At 57.9% G+C, this 18,196-nt stretch carries 12 protein-coding genes; 10 read left to right on the forward strand and 2 right to left on the reverse strand.

Annotated elements, in window-relative coordinates:
* The first annotated feature begins 39 nt into the window (after window positions 1–39).
* Together ACP3TE_RS14300 and ACP3TE_RS14305 are read left to right on the forward strand one after the other, a co-directional pair.
* A complete protein-coding gene (locus ACP3TE_RS14300) occupies window positions 40–4,833 on the forward strand; it encodes an NAD-glutamate dehydrogenase (RefSeq protein WP_332730610.1) in 4,794 nt (1,597 codons plus the stop codon).
* Between the two features lie 9 nt (window positions 4,834–4,842).
* Window positions 4,843–6,330, forward strand: a complete 1,488-nt coding sequence (locus ACP3TE_RS14305; RefSeq protein WP_105656813.1) for a sensor histidine kinase — start codon at window positions 4,843–4,845, stop codon at window positions 6,328–6,330.
* A gap of 76 nt (window positions 6,331–6,406) precedes the next feature.
* Here ACP3TE_RS14305 and ACP3TE_RS14310 read toward each other — a convergent pair whose 3' ends face one another.
* On the reverse strand, window positions 6,407–8,134 hold the full coding sequence (locus tag ACP3TE_RS14310) for a LysM peptidoglycan-binding domain-containing protein (protein ID WP_426734001.1): 1,728 nt from the start codon (window positions 8,132–8,134) through the stop codon (window positions 6,407–6,409).
* Between the two features lie 206 nt (window positions 8,135–8,340).
* Between ACP3TE_RS14310 and ACP3TE_RS14315 the strand changes: the two genes are divergently transcribed.
* Window positions 8,341–8,694, forward strand: a complete 354-nt coding sequence (locus tag ACP3TE_RS14315; RefSeq protein ID WP_105656811.1) for an Rv2175c family DNA-binding protein — start codon at window positions 8,341–8,343, stop codon at window positions 8,692–8,694.
* A 100-nt stretch (window positions 8,695–8,794) separates the two neighbouring features.
* Here the strand turns inward: ACP3TE_RS14315 and ACP3TE_RS14320 are convergent, their stop codons facing one another.
* Entirely contained in the window at window positions 8,795–9,901 is a 1,107-nt protein-coding gene (locus tag ACP3TE_RS14320) for a polyprenyl synthetase family protein (protein WP_332485974.1), read from the reverse strand.
* A 162-nt stretch (window positions 9,902–10,063) separates the two neighbouring features.
* On the opposite strand from ACP3TE_RS14320, the gene dinB reads away from it, so the two are divergent.
* The 7 genes from dinB to ACP3TE_RS14355 all read left to right on the forward strand — a co-directional run bounded on the left by dinB (window position 10,064) and on the right by ACP3TE_RS14355 (window position 18,149).
* Window positions 10,064–11,230, forward strand: coding sequence for a DNA polymerase IV (gene dinB / locus ACP3TE_RS14325; protein WP_426734003.1), 1,167 nt, complete (start codon window positions 10,064–10,066; stop codon window positions 11,228–11,230).
* Window positions 11,231–11,412: 182 nt separating this feature from the next.
* The gene (locus ACP3TE_RS14330) at window positions 11,413–11,796 is read left to right on the forward strand and encodes a DUF3040 domain-containing protein (protein ID WP_105656808.1); all 384 of its coding nucleotides are present in this window, start codon (window positions 11,413–11,415) and stop codon (window positions 11,794–11,796) included.
* A gap of 529 nt (window positions 11,797–12,325) precedes the next feature.
* On the forward strand, window positions 12,326–12,739 hold the full coding sequence (gene mraZ / locus ACP3TE_RS14335; protein WP_038990697.1) for a division/cell wall cluster transcriptional repressor MraZ: 414 nt from the start codon (window positions 12,326–12,328) through the stop codon (window positions 12,737–12,739).
* Window positions 12,740–12,909: 170 nt separating this feature from the next.
* Window positions 12,910–13,902: a 16S rRNA (cytosine(1402)-N(4))-methyltransferase RsmH gene (rsmH, locus tag ACP3TE_RS14340; RefSeq protein ID WP_181148802.1), complete on the forward strand. Its 993-nt coding sequence runs from the start codon at window positions 12,910–12,912 to the stop codon at window positions 13,900–13,902.
* A 1-nt stretch (window position 13,903) separates the two neighbouring features.
* Entirely contained in the window at window positions 13,904–14,674 is a 771-nt protein-coding gene (locus ACP3TE_RS14345) for a hypothetical protein (RefSeq protein WP_105656806.1), read from the forward strand.
* A gap of 74 nt (window positions 14,675–14,748) precedes the next feature.
* The gene (locus ACP3TE_RS14350) at window positions 14,749–16,563 is read left to right on the forward strand and encodes a penicillin-binding protein 2 (protein ID WP_332485975.1); all 1,815 of its coding nucleotides are present in this window, start codon (window positions 14,749–14,751) and stop codon (window positions 16,561–16,563) included.
* Window positions 16,557–18,149: a UDP-N-acetylmuramoyl-L-alanyl-D-glutamate--2,6-diaminopimelate ligase gene (locus ACP3TE_RS14355; RefSeq protein ID WP_426734006.1), complete on the forward strand. Its 1,593-nt coding sequence runs from the start codon at window positions 16,557–16,559 to the stop codon at window positions 18,147–18,149. The genes ACP3TE_RS14350 and ACP3TE_RS14355 overlap by 7 nt, the downstream gene beginning before the upstream one ends.
* Window positions 18,150–18,196 lie beyond the last annotated feature (47 nt).

An 18,196-nucleotide genomic window follows, 5' to 3' on the forward strand; every position in this document is an offset into this window, starting at 1 on the left:
CTTTTGAACTCGTCGGAATCCAGCATGTCAGAATCATTCATGGATGAGACACTCACCTCGAAATTGGTGAGCGAGTACTATGGCCAAATTGCGACCGAAGACGTGGCGGCCTACCGGCCAGACGAACTCGAAGCTCGCGTGGCAGCACATCTGGAAATCGGGTATCAGCGTGATGCTGAAAACGCTAATGTCGCCATTACCCGCAACAACGGAATTTCAGTGGTCCACATCGTCACCGATGACATGCCATTCCTTGTTGATTCGGTAACTGCCGCACTAGTGCAGCTGAATTCACCAATTCAGCTGGTAGTGCATCCGACGTTCGTTGTCTCCCGCAAGACCGAGACCGGCGAAATTTCAAAGATCAGCCATGCTGGTCTGCAGCATGTTGCCAGCGGTGACACCGCTGCGCTCTCGGATTTGAGCACCCTGATTTCGGCCGGTGCAGAAACCCGCATCGAATCGTGGATTTCAGTCGAGCTCGCTCGCGAGCTCAGCGATGAGCAGGCCAAGGAATTTGTTGAGCGCCTCTATAGCGTTCTGGCAGATGTGCGTGTTGCAGTGAAGGACTGGCCGGCCATGCTGGACCGGGCCAAGGATATTGCGCAGAGCCTTCCGCAGACTCCGAAGGCTGAGGAAATCGCCGAGGTGCAGCAGGCATCGGAGCTGCTGGACTGGTTAGCTGACGGAAAGTTCACGTTCCTGGGCTACCGCGACTACTCGCTGGAAACCATCAACGGCGAAGACGTCCTGGTCGCCCGCCCAGGCAGCGGCTTGGGACTGATGCGCGATCTGGCGGACCAAGGTCCACAGCACCTGACCAAGCGCGGCCGCATCACCGCTCGCGACAAGCGAGCGCTGATCGTGACCAAGGCGAACTCCCGTTCCACCGTTCACCGTGGCGTGTACCTGGACTATGTCGGAGTCAAGAGCTTCGATGCCAATGGCGAAGTCAACGGCGAACGCCGTTTCATCGGCCTCTTCTCCTCCAGTGTTTACACCTCGAGCGTGAAGACCGTCCCGCTGGTACGCGAAAAGGTTGAAGCGGTGCTGAAGCGCACCGGCTTCGCGCCTGATTCCCACTCGGGCAAGGACATCACCACTATTCTGGAAAGCTACCCACGCGATGAGATGTTCCAGATCTCCGTCGATGAGTTGACCAAGATTGCCCTCGGTATCCTGCGCCTGCAGGAACGCCGCCGCACCTCGGTCTTCCTTCGCAAGGACGACTACGGCCGCTTCGTCACTGCCATGGTGTTCCTGCCACGTGATCGTTTCTCCACCGCAGTGCGCCTGCGGGTGGAGCAGGAGCTGCAGCGCAGCTTCAACGCAGAATCCGTTGAATATGAAGCGCAGCTGGGTGCGGGCGCGCTCGTTCGCTTGTTCTACCGGCTGCGCCTGCAACGCCACGGACTGGCCCCCGTGGTTGACCGCAAGGCACTGGAGAATCGTATTGCCAAGGCCGTGCGCTCCTGGTCTGACGCCATCGTTGACACCGCCCGCGCGCGCCTGGAACTGGGCGATGCCAACACGCTGTCCAATGCTTGGGCCGAAGCTTTCCCGGCTTCCTACAAGGTGCAGTTCGAAATCGAAGATGCGCTGAAGGATATTGACCTGCTCACCGAGTTGAGCAGTCCAGAAGTCGATGGCCCGGTTGTCTCCTTCTACGATGACGAGAAGCAGGATGAGGATTCTGCTGTTTCCAAGCGCATGAAGATCTATGTGACCAAGCCGCTGCTGCTCTCGCGCATACTGCCAGTTCTGCAGCATCTGGGTCTGGAAGTCGTCGATGAACGCCCCTACGAGCTGAATCCAGAAGGAATCGGCGAACGCTACATCTACGACATGGGCCTGAAGATCGATGAGGAGATCAACTTCCAGGCCGTGGAAGCCAAGCTGGCTGAGGCCTACTGCGCAGTGGTCCGCAACCTCGCCGAATCCGACAGCCTTAACGCACTGGTGCTGCACGAGGGACTCACGTGGGAGGAAGTCTCGATGCTTCGTGCCTACGCCCACTACCTGCTGCAGCTCGGGGTTCCGAACTCCACTGGCTTCATCGCCAGCACCCTGGTTGGCAACCCGTCAGTCACCCACGCCATTGTGGAGCTGTTCCAGGCCACCTTCGACCCGCAGCTGAGCTCCGTGGATTCGGAAGCTGCTCGGCAGAAGGCGCACGCAAAGGTCGCCGAAGCGCTGGAATCCGTGCCAACGTTGGATGCCGACACCTTGCTGCGCCGTTTCGTGAAGGTGATCGAAGCGACCAAACGCACCAACTACTTCACCACCCACCAGGCACTGGCATTCAAGCTGGCCCCGGAAGAGATCGATTTCGCGCCATTCCCGCGTCCGAAGCACGAACTGTGGGTCTACTCGCCGCGTGTTGAGGGTACCCACTTCCGCTTCGGCGCCGTGGCCCGCGGTGGCCTGCGCTGGTCCGATCGCCGAGAAGATTTCCGTACGGAAGTGCTGGGTCTGGTCAAGGCCCAGATGGTCAAGAACTCCGTCATCGTGCCAACTGGTGCCAAGGGCGGTTTCTACGCCAAGCAGCTTCCCAATCCAGCTCTCGACCGCGGTGCATGGATGGAAGAAGGCAAGGGCGCGTACAAGGTCTTCATCCGCACCCTGCTGGAGCTGACCGACAACATGGTTACCGACGAAAACGGTGAGCACATCGAAGCCCCTGCCAACGTGGTTCGTCGCGATGGCGATGATTCCTACCTGGTGGTCGCTGCCGACAAGGGCACCGCGAGCTTCTCCGATATCGCCAACTCGATCTCGGCCGACAAGGGCCACTGGCTGGGCGATGCCTTTGCTTCGGGCGGCTCGGTGGGCTACGACCACAAGGGCATGGGCATCACCGCACGCGGCGCCTGGGAATCGGTGAAGCGCCACTTCTTCGAGTTGGGCATCGACACCCAGAAGGACGAATTCACCGCCGTCGGCGTGGGCGATATGTCCGGAGACGTGTTCGGCAACGGTTTGCGCCGTACCCCCACCGTGAAGCTGGTGGCGGCCTTCGACCACCGTGATATCTTCCTGGATCCGAACCCGGATCCCCAGGTCGCCTTTGACGAGCGCCAGCGCCTGTATGATCTGCCACGCTCCAGCTGGGCAGACTACAACAAGGAGCTGCTCTCGGCCGGAGGCGGCGTGTACTCGCGCAGCCTCAAGTCCGTGCCGGTTAGCGCCGAGGTCCGCGAGGTCCTGGGCTTGGACGCCGGCACCACCAAGTTGAGCCCTAACGAACTGCTCAAGGCCATCCTCTCAGCGCCAGTGGACCTGCTCTACAACGGCGGTATTGGTACCTACGTGAAGTCAGCGGCTGAAACCCACGGCCAGGTCGGCGACCGAGCCAACGACGCCATCCGCGTCGACGGTGCAGATCTGCGCGTGAAAGTTGTTGGCGAAGGCGGCAACTTGGGCATGACCCAGCTGGGCCGTATTGAGGCAGCCCGCAAGGGCGTCCTGCTGAACACCGATGCCATTGACAACTCTGCTGGCGTGGACACTTCTGACCGCGAAGTGAACATCAAGATTTTCGTGGACCGCCAGATCAAGGCGGGCAATCTCACCGAGGCTGAACGCACGGAGTTCCTGCTCTCGATGACCGATAACATCGGTGATCTGGTGCTGACGACCAACTTCGAACAGAACGTGTTGCTGCTCAATGAGAAGCATGCGGCACTGACCTGGACACCAGCGTACGAGCGCCTGATGCAGTGGCTGGAAGCCCATGCTGACTTGAACCGTGGCTTGGAGTTCTTGCCAAACGCGGATCAGCTGGAAGAGCGCCGCGCCGCTGGCGAGGCGATGACCACCCCAGAGCTCTCGGTGCTGGCCGCATACGCGAAGATCCAGCTGGCGAACGCGCTGACCGAATCCGATCTCGCCGATGATCCGTACTTCACCCGGACCCTGCGCCGCTACTTCCCAACCAAGTTGGTAGAGCGTTTCGGGGATCAGCTCGAAAGCCATCCGTTGCGCCGCGAAATCATCGCGACCGTGATCGCCAACGACATCGTGAACATGGGCGGCATCACCTACGTCTTCCGTGCCATGGAAGAGACCAGTGCCAGCGAAGTCCAGATTGCCAAGGTCTTCTGCGCGCTGCGTGAGATCTACGGGTTCGACCGCCAGTTCGATGCGATCAATGCACAGCCTGCCGGAACCGATCTGGAACACTGGGGCCGCCAGCACCACGACATGCGCCGCCTGCTGGACCGTGCCACCCGCTGGTTCATCAACCGCGTCGATCAGGAACTGCTGGTCACCGAAGCGGTCAAACGCTACGAAGCGACGGTTACCGAACTGCGTGAGGCCCTGCCAACCTTGGTTCGGGGCACTGACCTCCAGAGATTCCAGGAGTGGCGTGAAGAGGCCATGGACCAGGGGATCCCGGAGCGTCGTGCCAGCATGTGGGCGACTCAGTTCGAATCCTACGCGCTGCTGGACGTGGCAGAATATGTGCACCGCACCGGGACCGCTCCGGTCAAGGTCGCAGAAACCTACTACGTGCTCTACGACTTGTTCGATGTGGACAGCCTGCTGAATCGCATCACCAACCTTCCTCGCTCGGATCGTTGGCAGGCGCTGGCTCGTGCCGCAATGCGCGATGACCTGTACACCACGATCATCGACCTGACCGGCAACATCCTGGATGCCCACGGCGATATTGCTGACCCGGCAGAGCGTGTTGCTGCATGGGAAGAGGCAAACGCGGCTAACCTTGATCGTGCGAAGACTATGTTCGCGGAAGTGAACAGCCTGGAACGAGACGACATGGCTTCACTTTCCGTGGCACTTCGCCTCTTGCGTTCCATCGTCCGAAGGTAAATACCGCCAATGGCCCTCATCACCGAAGAATTACGTCAACGTGCTGCACTAGCGCCCGGTGATGAGGATTGGCTCCACCTCCTGGTGGGGGACTGGCAACTGGTCTCGGATCTAGCATTCGCAGACCTGGTGCTCTGGTTCCCCACCGGGGACGGTTCCTATACGGCTTTGGCACACGTGCGCCCTTCCACCTCGCATACCGCCTTCCATAGCGACTTCGTGGGAGAACGGATCCGCAAGGATCTGCGCATCATGGTGGACCGCGCTTGGGAAACCAAGCAAGTACAACGCTCGGCCGAACAAGCCGGCAAAGATATCATCATGGGGTTGACCACGGTGCAGGCGATTCCGCTAGTGCGCCAGAACCAACCGGTTGCGGTCATCACTTCCCACTTCGATCCGAACCAGTCCCGCACACCCAGCAATCTGGAATTGGTCTACCGGCAAAGCGCTGATGACCTGTTGCAGATGGGTACCCAAGGGCTGTGGCCGGACTTCGCCAGCCCTACCGGCTCCCGCCGTGGCGCGCCGCGCGTCGGTGATGGTTTCATCCGGCTCAACGTTGATGGAGCCGTCGAATTCGCCAGCCCGAACGCTGTTTCAGCTTTCCGCCGATTAGGCGCAGCTGATGTCCTCCAGGGCCAGCCACTGGCTGATCTGACGATGGCACTGGTCAGCGACCGTCGTGTAGTCGACGAAACTCTTCCGCTGGTGCTCCAGGGCAAGATGCCATGGCGTACCGAGGTGGAACATCGCGGAGTCACCCTCTCCCTGCGTGCCATTCCGCTGCGCAACGAATCAAAGCGCTGGGGCGCACTGGTGCTGTGCCGCGATGTGTCCGAACTGCGCCGTCGCGAAAAAGAACTGGTCACCAAGGACGCTACGATCCGTGAAATCCATCATCGCGTGAAGAACAACTTGCAGACTGTCGCGGCGCTGTTGCGCATGCAATCGCGCAGGATGAGCTCAGAGGACGGCAAGCAGGGCCTGGAGCAGGCAATGCGACGAGTCTCCACTATCGCTTCGGTCCACGACTTCCTGTCCAAGGGCCTGAACGAAACCGTCAAATTTGATGATCTGATGGATCGCCAGTTCCGTCTGATCGTGGAAATCGCTTCTCCGGAGCAAAGGGTATCCACGCGTCGTGAAGGCGAATTCGGCATGCTTGACGCTGATTTGGCGACACCGTTGTCACTGGTGATCAATGAGCTGGTGACTAATGCCGTGGAACATGGACTAGCGCATCGCAACGGTGAAGTCGCGCTGGTTGCCGAACGCTACAAGGGTGCCGATAGCAAGGATTGGCTACGGGTTGTCATTGAAGATGACGGCCACGGGTTGCCAGAAGAGCCACGCCGCGAGGGACTTGGGCTGCAAATCGTCCGCACTCTGGTTACCAGCGAACTATCGGGTGAAATCCGTTGGGTACAGAGCGAGAAGGGCGGGACCAAGGTGGTAATCGACATGCCATTGGATCTTGACCACCGTACAGGCTAGAAGCAGCCTGATCAGCTGCAACAAAAAAGAGGCGCTTCCAACACACCGTGTTGGAAGCGCCTCTCCTTTTGGCTATTTAGCGGTAATTCTTCATGTGAGCCTTGATGCTGGCTACATAATGCTTGGTGTCTTCGTACATGCCGTTGTTACGAACACCGGCCAGACCCTGGTAGTACGATGCGATTGCGTTGTCCAGGTTGTCGGTGTTGTCCAAATTGTAGGCAATTACTGCGACACCAGCGACAACGTTATCCCGTGGGTTCAGGACGTTCAGGTCCTGGCCAATGACCGATGCGATCCAGTCACCGGTGCTTGGCAGTACCTGCATGGCGCCAACGGCGTTAGCAGGGGAGACCGCACGCATGTTGAAGCCAGACTCCTGGTACGCGTGAGCCAACGCCAGAGCCGGGTCGACGCCCATGCTCTTTGCAGTGGAACGGATGAGGTCCTGCATCTCGCCGCGGCTCGGGACGCTGATCGAGTCAAGGTAGTCCTTGTTCGAGTTAGCATCTCGCACAACGTGATCTGCGTAGGTACGACCAGCGAAGCTATTGCCGATCTTCTGCTTCTTGACCTGACCCGACGGTGCAACCGAGGAGCCCGAAACCTTCAGCTTGGCGCCGATCTTCAATGGCGTGCTCGAGCTGTACTCGGGGTTCAAGTCCAGCAAGGTGGCCAGCTTCATGTCGTGGCTGGTCGCGATGCCACTGAGAGTATCGCCGGACTTCACGGAGTAGGTCGACGTCTTGGCCTTGGCCTTGGGCGCAGCAGTGCTCTTCGGCGAGGAACTCGAAGACGACGTGCCACCCGAGACCTTGATCTTGCTGCCTGGGAAGATCGGCTTGCTGGCAGAGATGTCATTGGTCTTCAACAGATCGGACAAGCTCATGCCGTGCTTGGCCGCAATGCCGCTGAGCGTGTCACCGGACTTGACGGTGTAGCTTGAAGAACCGGAGGAGGAGGAGGAGGACTTCTTCTGGGAGGACTTCGACGAAGAGCCAGAGGACGAAGAACCCTTGACCTTGATCTTGTCGCCAGGGAAGATCACCTTGCTGGCCGAGATATCGTTCTTGCTAAGGAGCGAAGACAAGCTCATATTGTGCTTGATGGCGATGCTTCCGAGGGTGTCACCGTTCTTCACAGTGTAGGTTGAAGAACCCGACGAAGAAGAAGTTTTCTTCGTCTGCGTCGTATTGCTGGAGCTCGACGCCGAACCCTTGACCTTCAGCTTATTGCCGGGGAAGATTACCTTGCTTGCAGAGATGTCATTCTTCTTCAACAGATCAGACAAGCTCATGTCGTGCTTGCTCGCAATGCCGCTGAGGGTGTCACCGTTCTTGACGGTGTAAGTGGCGGTACTTGAAGATGACGAGCTCGAAGACTTGCCCTTGGAGCTGTTCTTCAAAGCATGACCGGAGACCTTGAGTGTCTTGCCGGCGACGATTGAATCATTCTTAAGATTATTGAGCTTCTTCAGCTCTGACACGGTTGTGTCATATTCCCGAGCGATGCTCCATAGGGACGCACCTGCCGGGATCTTGATTTCGGAAACATCTCGTTTAGCTGGCAATCCCAGCGTAGATACTCGCGAAGCGATCAGGTGGGCCTTGATCTGGTCTTCAGCGACCTTGAGGGTCTCCGGAGTTACCGACTTGGCAAAGCTTCCTGAGGTGTTGGGAACAGTCATCGGTGCTGCCTGCGCTGCGGGAGCTAAGGCGAGGCTGCCAATGACCGCAGCGGGAATGGCCGCGCCTGCTACAACGCCTAACGCATGCTTGGAAGCATGTTTGGATTCGTGGGGCATGGAGTCAATCCTCATTTATACGGTGAAAATAACGGGCTTTGCTCCGCAGGTAACAGAGGGGAAGTGGTTCCCCATGTTGACTGTGATGCAATTGTTATCAAAGTGATACAAGAAAATTTACACTACTCCTGTGACTCATGGGAACTGCTGAGGTGAGTTTCATCCAAATTTCTGCGCGGATCAGGAATTTGTGGGAACCTTAAGGAGTGAAGGAAACCGTAGATCTCGTCGGCCAGTGGCTGACCCTGCCCGATGTGGCTGAAGAATTAGATGTAGATATTCGCCGCGTGCACCGACTGCTGGATGAGCGTGCCATTGTTTCGTTGAGAATTGGCGCTCGCAATGTCCGTTCGATCCCTGCAGATTTTCTCCAAGACGGAGTAGTGGTGGAAAGCCTGAAGGGCACTCTTTCGGTACTCTTGGATGCCGGCTTCTCCGATGAGGAATCGGTTATTTGGCTGTTCACCGAGGATGAATCGCTGCCCGGCACTCCAATGAATGCTCTGCGCACCGGACGTAAAACTGAAATCCGTCGGCGGGCGCAGGCCATGGGCTGGTAATGGCCCGGACGAACTAGCCTTAGTAATAACAAAAGGTCTCAACCGTATTCCATATCGCATGGATGGTTGAGACCTTTCGTTATGTCTTAGTAACGAATCGCTATTTACTTCTCTTTGTCACTGCATCACTGAGCTGCTGCATTCCCGCTAAGGCGAGGGGCGTGACGTGCAATGCGTTCAGGGCGAGATCTGATTGGGTGGTCAACTCACTAATGCTCTGCTCGGTGGCCGCCAGGGCGCCGCTATCGCGCAGAATACCGCTTAGTCTCAACACTTCTTCTTCGCTGAGATCCACTGCGCCGAGGCGACTCTGAATGAAGTCCTGTTCGTCAGAAGTTGATAGCAAGAGGGCGTGGGCAATCAATTCCGTGCGCTTGCCTTCTTGCAAATCGCCGCCGGTCGGCTTCCCTGTGACTGCTGGATCGCCAAACACGCCCAGAACATCGTCACGTAGCTGGAATGCCTCACCCAGCGGAAGCGCGAATGCGGAGTAGCGCTCCATAAGAGCCTCGCTGGCGCCGGCCAACGCGCCGCCAAGCAAGAAAGGGTTTTCAGTGGAGTATTTGGCTGACTTGAAGCGCACGATAGTGCGAGCTCGCTTGACCGCTTCCTTCGGATCGTAGGCGGGGCCCGCAGACTCTTCTAGAACATCAAGATACTGCCCGGCCATCACCTGGGTGCGCATCTGATTGAAGATGGTACGCGCCCGAGCGTTGAGGGAAGCAATACCTGAGAAAACTTCCTCGCTCAACGACAGGCATAGGTCGCCGGTAAGGATTGCGCTGGCCATGCCGTAGCTCGCTGCGCTCCCCGCAAGCCCAAGTTCTCGGTGCTGGGCCTCGAAGCGCTTGTGAACGCTCGGCTGACCGCGTCGTGTATCGGAATTGTCGATGATGTCGTCATGAATCAGCGCGGCTCCTTGGAAGAGTTCCAAGGCCACCCCGAGTTGGACGATGTCGCGTTCGTCGGGCCGACCACCTGCACCGAGGTAACCCCAGAAAGCGAACAGGGCGCGAAGCCGCTTGCCGCCACGAGTCAGTGACGTGATCGCATTGACGATTTCGACGGCGCTGCTAGTAATCTGACCAACTTCAACGCTTTTCGCAGCCAGGAATTCTTCCAATAACTGAGCAACGTCAGAAGTGTAGGTACGGCTCAAGCTCTGGGCTTCAGTGTTGAGGTCCGGCACAGAATCAGGCATCGACATGCAAAATCATTTCTACGGGTAAACAACTAGTGGTTAGCAACAACTCTACCGGTGATTCCCGCCCGGCGAAGAAGGCACCCAAAGTACACGGGGTGCAAACGGAATCCGAATATACATTCGAGTAAGCTGGTGGTGCAGCCGAACGAGGGGAGAGGAATTGAAATGGTGGATCGTGCAATCCTCCATGTCGATATGGACGCCTTCTTTGTTTCAGTGGAACTCCGGGACCGCCCCGACCTAGTAGGCAAGCCAGTTATTGTAGGCCACCGTTCAGGCCGGAGCGTGGTGCTCTCTGCGTCTTATGACTGCCGAGCTCGCGGGATCCATTCGGCGATGCCGATGAGCCAAGCCATCCCGCTGCTACCACAAGCTACCGTGATCGAGCCGAGCCATCACAAGTACTCGCAAGCCTCGGCCCAGATCATGGCGTACTTCCGCACATTGACGCCTCTGGTTGAGCAAGTCAGTGTCGACGAAGCGTTCCTAGACGTTACTGGAAGCATGCGCATGCTTGGCGGGCCAGTGCAGATCGCTCAGCAGATCCGCGAATATATACGCAAAGAAATGGGACTGCCGGCCAGCGTGGGCATTGCAAGGAATAAATTCGTTGCGAAACTCGCTTCGACGTACGCCAAGCCTGACGGCATGGCGGTAGTTGCACCCGAGCGAACCGAAGAATTCCTGCACGAATTACCCGTGTCGAAAATGTGGGGCGTGGGAAAACGAACCGCTAGTCAGCTTCACTCCTTGGGGATTGAGACCGTGGGGCAACTCGCTGGCGAGCCAGAAGCAAGATTGATTAGCCGGTTGGGGGAACACGGCCGCGCCCTTTATTTGCTCTCGCGGGGGATCGATAACCGTCCGGTGGAGGTTAACCGGGATGAGAAGAGCATTTCATCGGAACATACCTTTGCGGTGGATATCACCGATCCCCAGGTGCTTGAGGGCGAACTTTTGCGGCTGAGCCATAAGGTCGGTCAACGGCTGCGGCGGCACGGCAAATCAGCCAACGGTGTTGGGCTCAAGATCAAGTACAAGGACTTTTCTGGAATTACGCGTTCGAAGGCGCTCGCAGCTGCGACAGATTCTTCAACGAAAATTAGCGAGTCCGCGCTGGCCCTTCTGCGAAAATTGACCCCTATGCCGCAACCGGTCCGGCTGATCGGGGTGAAAGCTGAACGGTTGCAAGATTACGAGTTGGGTCTGCAATTTAGCTTGGACCCCCGCGAAGAGAAAGCCCGAGAAGCGGAACGCATCGCTGACCAGATCGGACAGAGATTCCCGCAGTCCATCGTGACCCCAGCACGTTTTCTGCGCCCCAAGGAATAAACACATTCTGTGTAGAACGTATGGATATCTGGACAGTGGGGAAGATCAACTAGCAGGGCGGGTGCAAAAGAGACTATCCTTGAATTAAGTTCGATCGAATCCAGGGAACTTTTCCCTTCGACCCGACGTTGAACTTGAAGACGGTGGACGACCGTCGAGATTGCCTTTGGAAGGAGAAGACGATGCCGCTATCGGAACACGAGCAGCGTTTGTTGGAGCAGTTGGAAAAGCAGCTGCATGAAGACCGTCGCTTCGCTTCGAGCATGAAAGGCCCATCGGGCACGGGACGTTTGTCGACCCGAAATATTGCTCTGGGTATCTTGCTGGTAATCGTCGGCCTAGCGGGACTCATCTTTGGAATCTCGCAGCACATCATCATCGTAGGCGTTCTCGGATTTGCGGTGATGTTCGCGGGTGTACTGCTTGCCCTGACTAAATCGGCTACTGGAAAAATTGGTCCGTCCAACGGAACGGGATCAAAATCTGCAGCCAAGAACAATTCGCAGTTCCTTTCCGGCCTGGAAGAAAAATGGAACCAGCGAAAGCGTGATCAGTCCGATAGCTGATCTGCATTGATATTGAGGTGTGACCCCTAGGGTTGCACCTCTTTTCTTGTTTAAGCCCCGCTTCTCACGTCCCTACGGTCACCGTGCACCTCATGCCGGGGCGCATGGGTTTCGTTCAATTCGGGAAGTTGGATGTCCTGGATATTCGGTGCGCCTATCTGAGGGCCGCGCGACTTTGCAAGTGATCTTGAATTCTCTGCAGATTCCAAGGTTCACGTCCACCTCGCCGGTCAGGCAGGCCCCCACTTCCCTCCCCAGGTTCCTCCACTTCCCACCACCGCGCCTAAAAATAGCTATATTCCGCGGATTTTGCGTGTGGAATCTCTGAAAAATACTGGATCATGCAGCGGGACGATTCCCATCCCTCCACCTGAACATAGGCTGAGCATCCGCTAGATTCAGGTGTTTTTTAAGTCCAGACCCTCGCGAAACCACTGAAATTGCATTGACAGTGGAGGGTAGTGGAGTAAAGTGGAGGCAAGTAGAGGAGAATGGGGCTTCTGGCCACTTCACGGGAAAGGTGGTGTGCATGTTCCTTGGAACTTACACACCGCGTCTTGATGAAAAAGGTCGGTTGATTCTTCCAGCTAAATATCGAGATGAGCTGTCCTATGGGCTGGTTCTCACTCGCGGCCAAGAGCGTTGCATATACGTTTTCAGCCAGCGGGAATTTGAGAAGCAGCACGAGCAGCTGGCGCAGGCATCCTTGACCTCCCGACGAGCACGCGACTATGCGCGTGTGTTCCTCTCAGGGGCCTCGGATGAAGTTCCAGATAAGCAGGGGCGCGTAACGATTCCGCAAGTGCTGCGCACTTATGGAGGCCTTGATCGGGAGGTCACAGTTATCGGTGCGGGTAACCGTATTGAAATCTGGGATTCGACCGCATGGCAGCAGTACTTGGATGAACAAGAAGACGTGTTCTCCGATACTGACGAAGATTAGGGCCTTGTGCCCTACACCGACAAAACACCACGTTTGTTGAGATGAGATCTCCAGCCACCTTGGGGTAGAAAATCGTCTGGCTTCACTTCCCCGGAGCCAGAAGGTTGGATCGCCACTTGGTTGGAGGGGGATCTGATCTCAACAGCAGATCGAAAGCGAAAGGGGGCGCAGTGCCAAATCAGGATTCCCAGCGACCAGCATCCGAACGCCACGTTCCAGTACTTCTGGACCGATGCGTTAATTTGCTAGCTCCAGGTATTGAGCGAGCCAATGCTGAAGGCCGTCGGGCAATTGTGGTTGACTGCACCCTCGGGATGGGTGGGCACTCCGAAGCCATCCTCAAGCGGTTCGACAATTTGCACCTGATCGGTCTAGACCGTGACGAGCAGGCTCACGAACTTGCCGGTGCACGGCTCGCCCCGTTCCAGGACCGCATCGACCTCGTGCACGCGGTGTATGACGAAATTGCGGATGTCGTAGAAGATCTGGGGTTCCCGGGGGTCGACGGCGTTCTGTTCGACCTTGGCGTTTCCTCGCTGCAGCTCGATGAGCGTGAACGGGGTTTCGCCTATTCGTATGATGCACCGCTGGACATGCGCATGGACACCTCTGTTGGCCCAACTGCCGAGGACCTGGTCAACGACTTGGAACGCGACGAACTGCTTCGAATTATTCGACAGTGGGGCGAAGAGAAGTTTGCTGGACGCATCTCGACGGCAATCGTCGAGGCACGCGCCAAGAGCCGCATCACTACCACTGCTGAACTAGTTGAAGTGATCCGCAGCGTTGTGCCCGCGGCGGCAGCTCGAAACCACGGACACCCGGCCAAGAGGACCTTCCAAGCATTGCGTATTGCAGTGAATGAGGAACTTGACGTCTTGGAACGTGCGATCCCGGCGGCAATGGGAGCTTTGAACGTCGGCGGAAGAGTCGTCGTGATGAGTTACCACTCCTTGGAAGACAAAATCACCAAGCGGCACTTCGTCCATGGATCTACCTCGTCGGCCCCTCCGGGATTCCCGGTGGAGCTGGACGAACACAAAGCTGAATACAAGGTGCTCACCAAGGGCACCGAGAAGCCAAGCGACCACGAAATAGCAGAAAATTCACGTGCAGCCTCAGCCCGCTTGCGAGCTGTGGAACGAGTGTTGAAGAGGAGCTAGCATGAGCCAACGAGCCCAGCGCCGCGTGCAGAAGACCGCAGCCGTGAACAACCAGCCTGTTGTCGACGGTAATACTGCGCGTGCAATGCGACCCGAGCCCGTCCCAGCTAGCAACCTGCCTAAAGGCGATTCGCGTCAGCGCGTAACTCTTTCGTTGGTTCCTAAGATGAACGAAACCAGCAAGCGCTCCATGTTCACCATGTCTGCGGTGCTCGTTGTCTTGGCATTCAGCGTGATCGTTACGCTGGTGCTGCTCAATACTTCTGTAGCTCAGCGGCAGTACGACATCGTGAACTTGCGTTCGCAAGAGCGTGCGCTTTCCCAAGAGAATCAGGCACTGCTGAAGGAGGCCCAGTCGTTGGCGGCGCCACAGGCACTGGCCGCCAAGGCAAAGGACCTCGGTTTGGTTTCGCCAGGTGCTCCAGGGCTGATCAGCCTGTCTGAGGGCAAGGTTGCCCAAGACGCTGAGAAGGCGGTCAAGGCAAAGAACAGCAAGCAGGAATACGGAACTATTCCGCTGCCGGGCGACAGCATCCGCAAGGGTGAAAGCAAAACTGAAGCCAACGCATCAAACACGCCGAAGACCACTGTGGGTAAAGCCTCAGCAGATTCACAGAAGGAGTCCGGTGCCACTGAAGGTTCCAAGGAACCAGAGGTGAAGCCGGAGAAAGCTGAACGTGAAGTTGCCAGTGATGGCCGCCCAGTGTTCAATGACGCTGAGCTTAACGGGGGCACGATCCCTGCACCAAGCATCAAATCCCCAGCAGAGTAGTTAGCCCTTTCTAAGCTAGATACAGGTGGCCTACGCTGCTGGAAAACCACGCTGAGGGAAAGTTAGGTTCTTTTGTGAGCTCGACGGCAATCGACACTGCGAAAAAGCGAATGCGCTTTGTGCTGCTCCTCTCCGTGGTTTTGCTGCTGGTGATCCTGGGCCGGCTGGTCTGGGTCCAGGGCATCAACTCGGCAACCATTGCCAATGCTGCACAGGAAAACCGCGAACGCGTTGAAAACATTGCGCCAAATCGAGGATCCATCGAAGACCGCAATGGCACCACCCTCGCCGTCTCAGTAGACCGCTATGATCTGGTCATCGACCAGCGCGAGCAGGGTGAGAACATTCGCCGTGCGAAGCGGGATGGAACCAATGGCCAGGAACGCATCACGTGGGACCAAGCCATTGACGAACTAGCCGATTCCCTTGACCAGGACCGTGAGGAACTTGCCACGAAGGTTCGCCCGCAGGGCGATGCCAAGCCCAAAGGGTACGTCATGCTCGCCAAGAGCGTGACCCCGGAAGTACGCAACGAAGTCCTCGAAATCGGTATTCCGCGACTTGCCTCATTGCTGCGCAGCGAACGCCAGTACCCGCAAGGCGTAATTGCAGGACCACTGCTGGGGTTCGTGCGCAACTCCGAAGACCAAACAGCCGTGGTGGGAGCCGAAGGCCTGGAACTGAGCCAGGAGGAACACCTGGCCGGTACGGCCGGCAGCCGCAAGTTCGAGATCAGCGCCGATGGCGTGCGCATTCCCGTCACCGAGGTCGAAGAAACCCCTGCAGTCGATGGCCAGGACGTCATCCTGACCATCGACTCGGACATCAACTACGTTGCCCAGCGTGCAGCAGAAAAGAAGCAAGCTCAGTTCAACGCTGAGTGGGTTTCCGTGGTCGTCATGAAAGCGGATACCGGCAAGATCCTCGCCATCGGCGACTCCGCTGAATTGGACCCGAATGATCCAGGCGCTACCAAGCCGGAGTTCCGCCGCTCCACCTCCATCACCCGTGCTTTCGAGCCAGGTTCCACCGGCAAGGCCGCGATCTTCGCGGCGGCCATCGACCAGGGCGGAGTGGATCCGCTGACCGAGATGCGTGTGCCGAATAAGAAGACGTTCACCAAGGAAACCATCAATGACTCGTTGGAACACCCAACGTACGACATGACGGTCTCGGGCATCTTCGCTCGTTCCTACAACACCGGCACCGTGATGGTCGGAAATACCATGAGCAAGCAGACCCGTTACGACTACATGCGTGCCTTCGGATTGGGTTCGCCCATCCGCGTCGGCTTGAATGGCGCTAGCGCTGGCCAATTGGCGCATCCCGATAATTGGGACCGCCGCCAGCAGTACACCACCATGTTCGGCCAGGGCTATTCGCAGACCGTGCTGCACACCGCTTCAATTTTCCAGTCCTTGGCCAACGGCGGCGTTCGCCTTTCGCCAAGCCTGATTGAGGGCTACCGCAACGAAGACGGTACCATCACCAAGATCCCCGCACCGGAAAAGAAGCGCGTGGTCAAGAAAAGCACCGCTGACGAAATGCTCAAGCTCATGGAATCGGTCGTTGACGACGGTACCGGCTACAAGGAGCGCATTCCCGGGTACCGCGTGGGCGGCAAGACCGGTACAGGCCAGGCGGCAAGCGCCAAGGGCTATGACGGATATACTTATTCCTTTGCAGGTGTCGCTCCCTTGGAAGATCCGCAGTTCGTCGTCGTGGCAACCATGTACAGGCCAAAGGGCAACTGGAAAGACTTCTCGGTAGCTGACACGTTTACCGATGTTATGAGCCATACTCTCAACACATTCAATGTGCCACCGAGCACGACAAAGTCAGAGGCGTATGACGTCTTTGTAGGTGAGGATCAGAAGAAATCTTGGTAGTCCAGAACCCCGACACTCCGCGTGAGCTAGAACGGTACCTACGCCCAGAGAGCATCGCCGGTCTTGGCTTCGACCAGCTCTGCGGCACAGCTGGCGCGGTGCGAACTGGAGCGCTGCTCAATGCCGCTCCGCAAATCCTCGGCGTCAGCCTCAACCCGCAGATCGTACAGAGCGGTGACGTCTTCCTGGGTATTTCCGGCGCCAAGCGCCACGGTGCCGAATTCGTGGAAACCGCCATCGGCAACGGTGCTGTCGCACTGATCACCGATACTGCAGGACTCGAATTCCTCAACGATGACCTCTCGATCCCGGTGGCCGTCGTTGCAGATGTACGCAAATCCGCAGCCGTGATCGCGCAGAGCGTCTACGGAACCGACCAGCGCAGCCCGAAGCTGTTCGCTGTCACCGGCACCAACGGCAAGACCACCACAACCTTCATGATCCGCGCGATCCTGGATGCGCTGGGTGAAGAAACCGGCCTGATCGGCACGATTGAGATGTCCGCCCGCGGGCAGATCATCCCCAGCGTGCTGACCACCCCGGAGTCCACCCAGCTGCACGGCGTGCTCTCGCGAATGGCGCAGCAGGAAGTCACGTCGGTGGCCATGGAGGTATCCAGCCACTCGCTGAGCTATGGCCGCGTTGATGCCCTGCGCTTTGCCGTTTCCGGTTACACCAACCTGACCCAGGACCACTTGGACCTGCACGGCACGATGGACGAGTACTTCGAAACCAAGGCCGAACTATTCACCGCGGAACGCTCCGAGCGCGCAGTGGTCATGGTAGACGATGAATACGGCCAGCGCCTGGCCGAGCGCGCCCTGGTGCCTACCGAGACCCTGAGCCTCGACGGCGAACACCCTTCGGCGCACTGGAGGGTTGCCGAACTGGCGCACTGCGGATTGGGCCACAGTTTCACCCTGGTGCACCGGGATGGACGCCAGCTGCGGACCCGGACCCTGCTTCCAGGCATGTTCAACGTCGCCAACGGAGCACTGGCGGCCTTGATGGTGCTGGCCGGCGGTGCGGACCTCGAAGCCCTGCAGCAGGCCTTGGACTCCAAGGATCCGCTGTCGGTCGCCGTTCCAGGGCGGATGCAGGTCGTAGCCGAATCTCCGGTAGCCGTAGTCGATTTCGCCCATAATTCGGATGCGCTGGCAAAGGCTTTGGATTCCGTCCGTCCGGGGGAGCAGGGACGCCGGATCGTCGTCTTCGGCGCCACCGGAGAGCGCGATAAGACCAAGCGCCCGGATATGGGAGCGGTGGCAGCCCGCCACGCGGATATCGTCATTGTGACCGACGACGACCCGCACAGCGAAGACCCGGCTCCGATCCGCGCCCAGGTTGCCGCCGGAGCACAGCAAGTTCTCGATTCCGAGCGTCCGCAGGTGCAGCTTCACAACATCGCGCCACGCGCCAAAGCCGTAGAGTTCGCTGTGAGTTTGGCCGAAGCCAACGACGCGATTCTCGTGGCCGGGCGGGGACATGAAGTCAGCCAAGACGTCGCGGGAATTGACGTGGAACTGGATGATCGAGTGGAACTAGCGAAAGCACTGAATCTTCATGGATTTGTGACCAATTCCTAGAACGTACAAGTCCACTATCGCCACCGCTCAAGTGTAAAGTCCTTATT

Origin of the sequence: Glutamicibacter sp. 2E12, from assembly GCF_050030965.1 — a bacterium.
Classification (GTDB): Bacteria; Actinomycetota; Actinomycetes; order Actinomycetales; family Micrococcaceae; genus Glutamicibacter.

What these genes read in the sequence shown, in the direction of transcription:
- ACP3TE_RS14300 (WP_332730610.1), top strand. Translation starts at nt 40, where the DNA reads ATGGATGAGACACTCACCTCGAAATTGGTGAGCGAGTACTATGGCCAA.
- ACP3TE_RS14305 (WP_105656813.1), top strand. Translation starts at nt 4,843, where the DNA reads ATGGCCCTCATCACCGAAGAATTACGTCAACGTGCTGCACTAGCGCCC.
- ACP3TE_RS14310 (WP_426734001.1), bottom strand. Translation starts at nt 8,134, where the DNA reads ATGCCCCACGAATCCAAACATGCTTCCAAGCATGCGTTAGGCGTTGTA.
- ACP3TE_RS14320 (WP_332485974.1), bottom strand. Translation starts at nt 9,901, where the DNA reads ATGTCGATGCCTGATTCTGTGCCGGACCTCAACACTGAAGCCCAGAGC.
- dinB (WP_426734003.1), top strand. Translation starts at nt 10,064, where the DNA reads ATGGTGGATCGTGCAATCCTCCATGTCGATATGGACGCCTTCTTTGTT.
- ACP3TE_RS14330 (WP_105656808.1), top strand. Translation starts at nt 11,413, where the DNA reads ATGCCGCTATCGGAACACGAGCAGCGTTTGTTGGAGCAGTTGGAAAAG.
- mraZ (WP_038990697.1), top strand. Translation starts at nt 12,326, where the DNA reads ATGTTCCTTGGAACTTACACACCGCGTCTTGATGAAAAAGGTCGGTTG.
- ACP3TE_RS14345 (WP_105656806.1), top strand. Translation starts at nt 13,904, where the DNA reads ATGAGCCAACGAGCCCAGCGCCGCGTGCAGAAGACCGCAGCCGTGAAC.